This is a genomic window from Candidatus Binatia bacterium, from assembly GCA_036493895.1.
Classification (GTDB): Bacteria; Desulfobacterota; Binatia; order UBA1149; family CAITLU01; genus DATNBU01.
The window spans coordinates 119,255-129,975 of sequence record DASXOZ010000081.1 but is presented as its reverse complement, the minus strand read 5'-3'; the positions used below and the strand labels follow the sequence as shown (position 1 = coordinate 129,975).

Genomic DNA, 10,721 nt, shown 5'->3' with positions numbered 1-10,721 from the left:
GGCCTCGATTGCGGCGCGCAGCCCCTGCCAGATCGTCGGCACACCGGCCGACACCGAGACTTCCTCGCGCTCCATCAAATCGAGAATGTCTTTCGGCGTCATGAAGCGGTTGGGGAGCACGAGCTTGGTGCCGAGCATCGTCGCGGTGAACGGAAGACCCCAGCTCATGGCGTGGAACATCGGCACGATCGGCAGCACGCAGTCGGTAGCCGAAAGCCCGAGGGAGTCGGTCATCGCCTGAGCCATCGTGTGCAGGTACGTGGAGCGGTGCGTGTACATCACGCCTTTGGGGTGCCCCGTGGTGCCGCTCGTGTAGCAGAGTCCCATCGGGGAATGCTCGTCGATCTGCGGCCAGCGGTACTCCGTGTCCGCCTCTGCGATCCACTCCTCGTAGTCGATCACGTTCGGAAGCTTTGCCTTGGCGGCGCCGCGACCCGGGACGTCGGAGCAGACGATCCACTTCTCGACCGTGGGGCAGCTCGGCGCCAGCGCCTCCACACAAGACAAAAGGTCTTCGTCGACGAACACGACGCGGTCCGCGGCGTGGTTGACGATGTATTCGAGATCGCGCTGGCTCAGGCGGATGTTCAGCGTGTGCAGCACCGCGCCCATCGACGGCACCGCGTAGTAGAGCTCCTGGTGGCGGTGGTTGTTCCACAGGAAGCTGGCGACGCGGTCACCGATCGCGATGCCGTCCTGCTCGAGCGCGCTGGCAACCTGGCAGGCACGGCGCTTCAGGTCTTTCCAACATTGGCGATGCAGGCCTGTCTCGGTGCGCGTGACGATTTCTTCGCGCGGATTCAGCAGCGGGCCGCGGTCCATCAGCCGGGAGAGCAGAAGCGGGGTGCGTTGCATGGTCATCGGGTTACTCCGCTCGGCGCGGCGGGCGCGCGAGAGGAGGCAGGTTTTCCACACTCGGACGCCTGAATCGAGCAGCTCACGCGGCCACGACGAAATCGTCTCCTTCCTTCCATCCCCATTTCCCCAGCTCCGCACGGATCCGCGCCCGCGCCGGGCCGCCGGCCACTGCGCTGACGGCGAACGGCCGCGGCGTCATCGCTCCCAGTGCCGAATGCGCGACGACCCGCCAGCGATGGCCCGCCCCGCGTACCACACCGCCGATTTTGCGCGGATCCACATCGACGATGCCGTCTGCCACGAGCCCGCAGCGCGCAAGCGCCTTCGCCAGCGCCTTGCCGACCGGACCGGCGCCGAGAACGAAGACCCTCCGTCCACCCTGTTCGACGGGAGCAAGATAGCGCGCGAGGTACGTCGCCCGCGCCTGCAGCAGCGACTCCATGCTGTAGCGCGGATGGCTGCGTGTCAGCTGCCGGTCGTGCTGGCGCCAGCGAAACAGCACTTCGGGAACGCGGGCAATTTTCTGGCCCGCACCGAACGCACGCAGGAAAAAATCCCAGTCTTCCGGCCAAGCGGCGTCGTGCCATCCGCCGAGCACGTCCCGAACGGCGGCGGTCCTCAGCAGCACCGTCGGATGCAGGATTGAACTTTCGACGAAGCGGTCGCGCGCGATCTCGGCAGCACTCACGAGCGAGTTCTGCCAGTCGACGTACGCACGCATGCCGTCGGTCACCGAATCCGCCGGAAACGCCTCGGCTGAGCACGTGACGCCGAACAGCGAAGGATCGCTTTCCAGCGCGGCAAGTTGCGCGGACAGCCGCTGCCGAAGCGAAATGTCGTCGGCATCCATGCGCGCAAGGTACGGTCCGCGCGCAGCCTCCAGGGCGAGATTGAGCGCAGCAACGATCCCGCGATGCTCGCGCGAAGTCTCGAGAATGCGGATGCGCGAATCGGCCGACGCAAACGATTCGAGAATGTCGCGACTCGCATCGACGCTGCCGTCGTCGACGGCGATCAGCTCGAAACGCCGCTCGCTCTGCGCAAGCAGCGACTCGACGCTCTCGCGCAGCCACGGCGCACCGTCGCGCACCGGCATCGCGACCGAAATCCGCGGCTCGTCGTACAAAGACACCGCTGGTTTCTCCCGGAGGCGCGGCGGCCTTGCAACGCATTGGCCGTAGTGCGAATGGCTCCCGCATGGACGGCGCGACCGGCAAACGACGCAAATTCTGGGGCTGGGGCCATGAAAGCGAAGGTCCGTCGATCGACCACCAGCGCGCGATCGGCGGCATGCTCGCGGCGCGTTTCGGCTTCGAAGCCGGCGAGCCCCGGCCGGAGCCGCAGATCGGCGAGATCGAATTGAGGCCGGCTCGTGTCGTCGCGCCTTCGGCTCTCCAGGCCATCCTGTCCGATGGAAAGGAAGACCGCGCCTCGCACACCTATGGCAAGGCTTTCCGCGACGTCGTGCGTGCCTATCGACGCGACTTTGCGTGCGCTCCCGATCTCGTCGCGCATCCGCAGGGCGAAGCGGACGTCGTGCGCCTTCTCGACTGGTGCGCGAGCGCCCGCGTCGCGGCGATTCCGTACGGCGGCGGATCCTCGGTCGTCGGCGGCGTCGAAGCGCGAGGGCTCGACGACTACGCCGGCGTCGTCTCGATCGACCTGGCCGGGCTCGGCCGCGTGCTCGAGATCGACCGGAAGTCGCGTGCAGCGCACATCCAGGCCGGCATCTATGGCCCCGCGCTCGAAGCGGCACTTCGTCCCCACGACCTGACGCTGCGGCATTTTCCCCAGTCGTTCGAGTTCTCGACTCTCGGCGGCTGGATCGCGACGCGCTCGGGCGGGCACTACGCTTCGCTGTACACGCACATCGACGATTTCGTCGAGAGCATCCGCACCGTCACGCCGGCTGGAGTGCTCGAGAGTCGGCGGCTGCCCGGATCGGGAGCCGGTCCGAGTCCCGACCGCTACGTGATCGGCTCCGAAGGCACGATCGGCATCATCACCGAAGCGTGGATGCGGCTGCAGGACAGACCGAAGTACCGCGCGTCGGCGAGCGTAAAGTTTGCCGATTTTTACGCTGCAGCGGGCGCCGTTCGCGCGCTGTCCCAGTCCGCGCTGTTCCCGACCAACTGTCGCCTGCTGGATGCCGGCGAAGCACTGACCACCGGCGCCGGCGACGGAAGCCACGCCGTGCTGATCGTCGCGTTCGAGTCGGCCGATCATCCACCGGACGCGTGGATGGCGCGCGCGCTCGAGCTGGTTGCTGACCATGGCGGCCGGTTCGCGCCAGGCGCCGGCAAAACGCGCAGCAACAATAACGAAGCAGGACGCGAAGGCGCCGAAGGTGCGTGGCGCGATGCGTTCCTGCGCGCGCCGTACCTTCGCGACGCGCTGGTCGGGCTCGGAATGATCAGTGATACCTTCGAGACGGCGATCACGTGGGATCGCTTCGAAGAGTTCCATGCAGGCATCGTTGATGCCGTGCGCGGCGAGCTCGGCCGCCGGTGCGGCGGCGGCAGCGTGAGCTGCCGCTTCACGCACGTCTATCCCGACGGTCCGGCGCCTTACTTCACGATCCTCGCGCCGTCGGCGCCGGAGCGCCAGCTCGAAGATTGGGATGCGATCAAAGAAGTCGCATCCAACGCGTTGATGCGCCTTGGCGGAACGATCACGCACCACCACGCGGTCGGCCGCGATCACGCGCCATGGTACTGCGAGCAGAGACCGGCGCTGTTCGGGCGTGCGCTCGAAGCAGCGCGGGCAGAGCTGGATCCTGCCGGGATCATGAATCCGGGCGTGCTCGGCCTCGGCCGCACGCGGCAGGGATCGTGAGTCCTTTCCCGTCCTTCGTACTGCTCATGCGACGCCGCAAACAAAAGTGCCCCGACAACTGGTGTTGCTAGCGAAGGTGGATGCGCGGACTCGCAAACACGGTTTGTCCCGCGGGCGGTCGAAGGTGAAAAGCATCCAGAAGTAACGCGCGGTGAGGGGGTGAATTCGGCCGGGACCGCGAAACGCCTCGCCATCGTCGAAAGGCGCGGCGGATGGAAGACTCCGCGCTAAAGCAACTCCACCTCGTCGCCCGCCGCGACGTCACCGGCGGTGGCGATACCGGCGTAGATGCCGAGACTCTGTCCGGCGTCGCGCACGATCGTGCGCAACACGGACGGGTCCTTGGGCAACTCGCCCTGCGCGTGCGTGGTCATTCCACAGCGCACCGTCGGCATCTGGCAGCTCAGATGCATGCGACCGACGGCAAGAGTCCGGTTGCTCCAGCCGTTCTCGACGATCCCGCTCGCACCCGCAGGAGTTTCGACCAGAAGGTTCGGACGGAAGCGCCGCACGTCCCAGATTGCCGCGGAGTTCGCGGTGGCCATCGCTTCGAGCGCTGCCGTGGTGAGGACGTGAATCGGGAACGCATCGAAATAGGTGCCGGGCGGCGAGACGAATTCCAGCAGCTCGGCCGGATGCACCGCCAGATCCGGCAGCGATTCGCCTGGCTCGCGGCTCATCTCTTCGCGGATGTCGGCGTCCATGCCGGTCACGCGCAGGATCGTAAGAAAGAACCTTCGTATCGCCGCCGTACGCCCGAGGCGCGCCATCAGCGCCGCGCCCGGTTGCGCACGACGGTAGTGGGCCTTGTTGCTTGCCGGTTGACGGGGCCACAGCGTGACTGGTCGATCCACCAGTCGCGACAGCACGGCCGACACCTGAGGATCATCGCTGCCGAGCGTCGAACCATCGGGCAGCGTGATATCGACGTGAGGAATTTCCGATTCGGTCGGCGGTTTCCGATAGCGCGCGGAGCACTTCATCAGGACGGGCATTCGGCGCGCACCGCGGATCTCGCCGAGGGTGTCGTCGCGCAGAGCCCAGCCGCGGTCGCCGGGAATGCCGAGGGATCCGATCGAACAGCGATCGAGCTTCTCGCCCCCCATCGACTTGACCGGGTAGCGCCAGATCTCGCGGATTCGTCCGACGGTGCTCATGCGGGCGGTGTAGCGGGCTTGCCGGAGCACGGCAATCCCGGATGCCGGACGGACGGGATCCGGCAATCGCAAATGCGGGGCTGACGGGATTCGCCTTGCCTGGCGGCGGGACTACCTGGCCGCCGCACGATCAACGAGAAGCAGCCTCGTCATCGACGTTGCGCGCGGACGTGCCCGAGCCCCGGCGGCCGCCACCGGCTTGCAACGCCGCGCAAAACACGTCAGCGACGTCCTCATCGGAGGACCGCCCATGATCGACCTCTATACCTGGACAACGCCGAACGGCCGCAAGGTTTCCATTCTTCTGGAAGAACTCGGCATCCCGTACCGCGCCATTGCGGTCGACATCGGCCAGGGTGAACAGAACACGCCGGAGTTCCGGGCGATCAATCCGAACGGCAAAATTCCCGCGATCGTGGATCACGACGCGGCTGGAGGCCCGCTGGCGATCTTCGAGTCGGGCGCGATCATGATTCATCTGGCGGAGCAGCACCGGCGATTCCTTTCCAGCGAGCCGCGCGCGCGGGCGGTGGCGATGGAATGGCTGATGTTCCAGATGAGCGGCATCGGGCCGTTCCTCGGCCAGGTCAATTACTGGATGAACAACGCGCCCGAAAAACTCGCGCCGGCTATTCAGCGCTATCTCGATGAATCGCTGCGCCTCATGACGGTCTTCAACGGCGCGCTTGGCGGTCGCGATTTCATCGCCGGCGAATACTCGATCGCCGACATGGCCAGCTATCCGTGGATCGCGGCCGCATGGACGCCGTTCTCGGCGATGATGCCCGACAAGGTTGCCGGAATACCGGCGATCGGAGCATGGCTGGTGCGCCTCGGTGCACGAGAAGCCGTGGTGCGCGGGATGTCGGTACCAAAGGTCGGCTGACGGACACCACGCGGCCGCGCGATCGTAGAATTTCAACACGCACCGAGCCTCTCGCGGCACGCAACTGCTTGACGGTCTCCACGCCCCCGGCGTGCAGGATGCCCCTGAACTCCGCCGCGAAGTGCGTCGCCGGCCTGGCCGGCAACGCCGCAAAATACGAGTTTCCTGCAGTAGCGCTGATGCGTCGTCGTGGTGCAGCAGTGCACCACGGCGGAAAATTTCACGTTTCTTCGGGATCGTCATCGCGATGTATTATCGCGAGCATCAGCCCCCGCGTTTTTACGCCCGCTACCACGACTCGGAAATCTGCTTTAGCATCCGAGCCGGCGAGGTCGTGAGCGGGACAGTGCCGGGCCGCGCCCAGAAGCTGGTCCTCGAATGGCTTGACCGGCACCGCCGGGAACTGCTCGACGACTGGGAACGCGCGCAGCGACGAGAGCCGCTCAAGAGAATCGATCCGCTGGAGTAGCGTCATGACCCCACATCTTACTCACGCTCGGCATCTCGGCGGATACAGGATCGAGCTCGCGTTCGACGACGGTACCCGTGGCGAGATCGATCTCGAAGCCGAGCTGTGGGGCGAAATGTTCGAGCCACTTCGCGATCCGAAAGCGTTCCGGGAATTCCGGCTCGATCCGGAGCTGCACACCATTGTCTGGCCGAACGGCGCGGATCTCGCGCCGGAATTCCTCTACGAGGAGGCGAAGCGCGAGTAGCGGATCGCCCGGTTTTTTCGGCCTCTTGCGCAGATGACGCCACAGGAAGCGGTCACAAGTTACGAGTTTTCTCTCCGATTGGAAATTACATCCGCTGCGCCAAAAGCGCATTGATCTCCGACGTCGGCACCGCAGCCTCGGCACGGGGATCCTCTTCCCCGGCGAGAAACGCCGTGGCAAAAGTCCTGGCCCGCGTCCAGGCCGCCTGCGCGATCGCTGCACCGGAGCTGAGCCGGCGCACGCCGAGCTCGCGAAGGCGCGCGGGGCGCGCAAGTCCCGGCCATAACAGGACGTTCAGCGGCATCTTCGCGCGTGCGGCCACTTCGCGAACTGCGCTCTCGAGCGTGAGCTTCGGCACGAACAGCCCGTCGGCTCCCGCGTCGCGATACATCGTCGCACGCGCGAGTGTCTCCTCGAGCCGCCTGTCTTCGGGCGCGAGGTCCTTCAGATAGACATCCGTGCGCGCGTTGATGAACAGCGCAACACCGGCCACTTCGGCGGCGCGCCTGGCCGCGGCAATTTTTCGCGCGAGAAGCTCAGCCGGCGCCGTGCCGTCCTCGAGGTTGATGCCGACTGCGCCTGCATCAACGACGGCCGCAACCGTATCGCCCACTTCGCCAGGCTCATTGGAATAGCCGGCTTCCATGTCCACCGTGAGCGGGACGTCGATCACGCGCGCGATGGCGCGGATGGCAGCAACCAGCTCTGCGACCGGAAGGTGGTTGCCGTCGGGGTAGCCCCGGGACCAGTCGAGCCCTGCGCTCGTCGTCGCGACCGCCCGCGCTCCGAGGCTTTCGAGCAGGCGCGCACTGCCGGCATCCCAGCAATTCGGCAGCATCAGCAGGTCCGGACCGGAGTGGAGTTGGCGGAAAAGGTCGGCATTGCTCGTCATCGTCGTCTCCCGGATTACAATATTTCGTCAGGATCCTGCCAGAACGGCGGCCGACTCGCTGGCAATCGGCGGACGTGGTCGTCGAATTGGCCCGGAATGACAATGTCGTCCAGTCACAAGAGACGACGATGTCGCGCCTTCAGACAGGTCGACGTCGTCGTCCCTTGGGACAGATCGACTCCGTCGCCCTTGGCGGCCGCTCGCTTCAGGACGCGAGGAACGACAGCGCAATCGCCGCGTGCAGCGACGCGCCGAGTGGCAGCACGTTCTCGTCGAGCTTCATCAGGTCGGAATGCAGGGGTCCCGCCCCGTCGGTGTTCGCACCGAGGAATGCGAAGGCACCCGGTACCTTCTCGAGCATGTACGAGAAATCCTCGGCCCCCATTACCGGCGACGGGATCGTGACGACATGCAAACCGATGCGCTCGGCCGTCGCAGCGATGAGGTCCACGGGCGCATCGTGATTGACGGTCGGTGGATACCCTTCGTGAAGCGCAACGTCGACGTGGATCCCGCGCGCAGCCGCGACGCCGCGCGCGACCCTTCGAAGCTGCTCGTGGGCCTCGGAACGCCTTTTGGCGCTGAGAGCGCGGATCGTACCGCCGCACTCGGCGGTCGGCGGAATCACGTTGTTCGTCGTTCCGGCCTTCACCTGCGTGACGCTGAATACGACGCGATCGTCGGGATCCGTCTCGCGCGCCGCGACGTGCGACAGACCATCGACGAAGGGACCGATCGCAGGAATCGGATCGCGCGCGTGATGCGGCATCGAGGCGTGTCCTCCGGCGCCCTTGAACGTCACCATGAAGGAGTCGGCAGAGGCCATGATCGTGGATTTGCGAACGCAGACGACACCCGACGGCGTGCTCGGATCGACGTGCAGCGCAAATGCGGCGTCCACGCCGTCGAGGGCGCCCTCCTCGATCATCAACCGCGCGCCGCCGAAGCCCTCTTCTCCAGGCTGGAACAGGAACCGCACGGTGCCGGCAAAGCGGTCGCGCATCGACGCCAGCAGCTCCACTGCGCCGAGAAGCATCGAGACGTGCGCGTCGTGGCCGCACGCGTGCATGCAGCCGGCGTTGCGCGACGAAAACCCGAGCTCGTTGTGCTCGCGCAGCGGCAGCGCATCCATGTCGGCGCGAAGAGCCACGCAGCGCGACGACTGCGCGGCGCTGCCACGCACTTCGGCGACCACTGACGTCAGCGCCGTGCCCATGCGGACCGAATCGACGCCGATGCGCTCGAGTTGCTCGAGCACGACCGCCTGGGTGCGCGGAAGATCGAGCCCGAGCTCGGGGAATTCGTGGATGCGCCGGCGGTTGGCGACGAGGCGCTCGGAAAGCCCGCTGCCGTATTCGCGAAGCGACGAAAGGAGCGGAAAATCACCGACGAGTACGCTCATGCGGTTCCTTGGCTGACGAGGCGATGGACGATGCGGGCGTAGACGGCACGTTCCTGCGCGCCGGGAAGCTGGAACCCGCCGTCGAGCACGACGCAGGGCACGCCGCTGATGCCGAGACCGATGCCTTCGTTGTGCTCGTCCCCGACGAGACGCGCCAGCGCAGGGTCGTCGAGGTCACGCTCGAAAAGCCCGAGGTCGATCGAGCACTCTTCGGCAACGGCGAGAATGGTCGCGCGCGAGCTGACGTCGAGATTGCGAGCGAAGTACGCGTGCATCAGGGCACGATGGTAGCGATCGAACGCGTCCTGCCTCGCCGCGGCCTTGACGGCAACGGCCGACGGGACCGAGTGCGACGGCGGGCTCTCGTCGGTGGCCCAGACGCGGAACTCTCCGGCATCGGCATGCGCAGCGGGACGCATCCACGACTCGGTGTAGCGGCGGAATCGATCGAGCGGCTTCGGCTCCGCGTACGGGCGCAGAAGATAGCTCTTCCACACCAGCTCGAGGCGGGCGACGTCACGGACATCCTGCTGGACTCGTTCGAGGCACACGGCCGCGTTGTAGCACCAGGGTCAAAGGACGTCCGACCAGACGGTAAAGCGCACGACGACAGGCATCGCGGCGGATGCTGTCACCTCGTCGGTGCGACGGCAAGGACGTCGCGATCAGCGCGGGAACGGTGCTGCCGCTCAGCTTTTCTTCGCTGCGATCGGCGCGGGGAGGCCGTCGATGCTGACGGTGTTCTTCGCCTGCTGGTAGGTGCGGACACCATCGGGACCCTTGTTCTCCGCCCATCGCAGCAGCGTGTCGCGCGATCGCGGGTTGTCCAGGCGCGGCACGGCGTAGCCGCACGACGTCTGCACGCGCACGACTTCGAGCACGAGGATCTGGCGCTCTCCGGGCAGCGCCGCACCAAATTGCGGCCTCAGGCGCGCGAACTCCGCGTCGGACGGAAGCACCGTGCGTCCGCGGCCGTAGAGACGAAGGATCCGCGCCGTCGCACCGAAGCTGCAGAACATCATCGTCAGGCGTCCGTTCTCCGCGGTGTGCGCGGAGGTTTCGTTGCCGCTTCCCGTGAGATCGAGCCAGGCGACCGTGCGCGGATCGATCACCCTCAGCGTGTCGAGCCCTTTCGGCGACAGGTTGATGTGGCCTCCGTCCGACGGCGCGGTTGCAACGAAGAACAAAGGCTGCTCGGCGATGAATGCCGCAAGCTCGTCGGTGATGCTGTCGAAAAGCTCCATCGGTGCCCTACCCGATCCTGTCCATGTCTTCTTCGAGCGTGTCGCGGATGTGGCGCAACGTCGCGCGCAGCGCCGACCTCTTCGTCAGCGAGTAGGCCGGCTCCTTCAGCGCGCCAAGGGCGGCAGCCTTCGAGCGCGCAGCCGCAAGCAGCTCGGAGGCGGGGACGACGTCGTCAAGGTAGCCCGCGTCGACGGCGTCGCGGGGCGAATAGATGCGGGCGTGAACCGTGGCAGCGAGGAAATGTCGCTTCGACAAGCGCTCGCGTGCCAGCTCCAGTGCGAACACCGGCAACGGCAGGCCGATGGCGACCTCGTTCAGGCCGATCTTCGCGTCGATATCGGCGCCGATGCGCCAGTCCACCGACGTCAGCCACACCGCCCCGGCCGCCAGCGCATGACCGGTGCACGCGACGACGATCGGTCGCGCGAAGTCGGCCATTCTCAGGAACAGTCGCGCGCCTTTTTCGACGAGCACGCGCCGCTCGCGAGCGCCGCCCATCATCACGGTGAGGTCGAAACCCGCCGAAAACCGGCCTGCGCGGCCGTGCATCACGATCGCCGCCGCCTGTTCGCGCTCCGCGCGGTCGAGCGCGGCCTCGAGCCCGTCGAGCACGTTCATCGACAGCGCATTGGCCTTGCCGTCGTCCACTGCGACGGTCGCGATGCCTTCGTCGATCGAAACGGAAACTTCTGGCGTCATGAAACCCCGCTCCGCCGGGTCCTCGGCAAAT

At 66.4% G+C, this 10,721-nt stretch carries 11 protein-coding genes and 1 pseudogene; 4 read left to right on the top strand and 8 right to left on the bottom strand.

Annotated elements, in window-relative coordinates; translation table 11 throughout:
- A partial coding sequence (locus VGK20_19615) for an AMP-binding protein (GenBank protein ID HEY2776258.1) occupies positions 1-861 on the bottom strand: 861 nt, incomplete at its 3' end.
- 76 nt (positions 862-937) lie between these two features.
- Complete coding sequence (locus tag VGK20_19610; protein ID HEY2776257.1) at positions 938-1,990, bottom strand: glycosyltransferase; 1,053 nt, start codon at positions 1,988-1,990, stop codon at positions 938-940.
- A gap of 65 nt (positions 1,991-2,055) precedes the next feature.
- On the opposite strand from VGK20_19610, the gene VGK20_19605 reads away from it, so the two are divergent.
- Positions 2,056-3,693, top strand: coding sequence for an FAD-binding oxidoreductase (locus VGK20_19605; GenBank protein HEY2776256.1), 1,638 nt, complete (start codon positions 2,056-2,058; stop codon positions 3,691-3,693).
- A gap of 227 nt (positions 3,694-3,920) precedes the next feature.
- Here the strand turns inward: VGK20_19605 and VGK20_19600 are convergent, their stop codons facing one another.
- A complete protein-coding gene (locus tag VGK20_19600; GenBank protein HEY2776255.1) occupies positions 3,921-4,850 on the bottom strand; it encodes an MOSC N-terminal beta barrel domain-containing protein in 930 nt (309 codons plus the stop codon).
- A 250-nt stretch (positions 4,851-5,100) separates the two neighbouring features.
- On the opposite strand from VGK20_19600, the gene VGK20_19595 reads away from it, so the two are divergent.
- From VGK20_19595 to VGK20_19585, 3 genes are all read left to right on the top strand, one after another.
- On the top strand, positions 5,101-5,736 hold the full coding sequence (locus VGK20_19595; GenBank protein ID HEY2776254.1) for a glutathione S-transferase N-terminal domain-containing protein: 636 nt from the start codon (positions 5,101-5,103) through the stop codon (positions 5,734-5,736).
- 247 nt (positions 5,737-5,983) lie between these two features.
- Positions 5,984-6,205, top strand: a complete 222-nt coding sequence (locus VGK20_19590) for a DUF4160 domain-containing protein (protein ID HEY2776253.1) — start codon at positions 5,984-5,986, stop codon at positions 6,203-6,205.
- Positions 6,206-6,209: 4 nt separating this feature from the next.
- Complete coding sequence (locus VGK20_19585; GenBank protein ID HEY2776252.1) at positions 6,210-6,452, top strand: DUF2442 domain-containing protein; 243 nt, start codon at positions 6,210-6,212, stop codon at positions 6,450-6,452.
- Positions 6,453-6,537: 85 nt separating this feature from the next.
- Here VGK20_19585 and VGK20_19580 read toward each other — a convergent pair whose 3' ends face one another.
- The 5 genes and pseudogenes from VGK20_19580 to VGK20_19560 all read right to left on the bottom strand — a co-directional run bounded on the left by VGK20_19580 (position 6,538) and on the right by VGK20_19560 (position 10,690).
- Positions 6,538-7,344 (bottom strand): isocitrate lyase/phosphoenolpyruvate mutase family protein, encoded by an 807-nt coding sequence (locus VGK20_19580; GenBank protein ID HEY2776251.1) that lies wholly within the window; start codon positions 7,342-7,344, stop codon positions 6,538-6,540.
- 205 nt (positions 7,345-7,549) lie between these two features.
- Entirely contained in the window at positions 7,550-8,746 is a 1,197-nt protein-coding gene (locus tag VGK20_19575) for a M20 family metallopeptidase (protein HEY2776250.1), read from the bottom strand.
- Positions 8,743-9,306: pseudogene (locus VGK20_19570) on the bottom strand (DsbA family protein). The gene VGK20_19575 and the pseudogene VGK20_19570 overlap by 4 nt, the downstream one beginning before the upstream one ends.
- A gap of 129 nt (positions 9,307-9,435) precedes the next feature.
- Entirely contained in the window at positions 9,436-9,990 is a 555-nt protein-coding gene (locus tag VGK20_19565) for a pyridoxamine 5'-phosphate oxidase family protein (GenBank protein HEY2776249.1), read from the bottom strand.
- Between the two features lie 7 nt (positions 9,991-9,997).
- The gene (locus tag VGK20_19560; protein ID HEY2776248.1) at positions 9,998-10,690 is read right to left on the bottom strand and encodes a crotonase/enoyl-CoA hydratase family protein; all 693 of its coding nucleotides are present in this window, start codon (positions 10,688-10,690) and stop codon (positions 9,998-10,000) included.
- Positions 10,691-10,721: the final 31 nt, after the last annotated feature.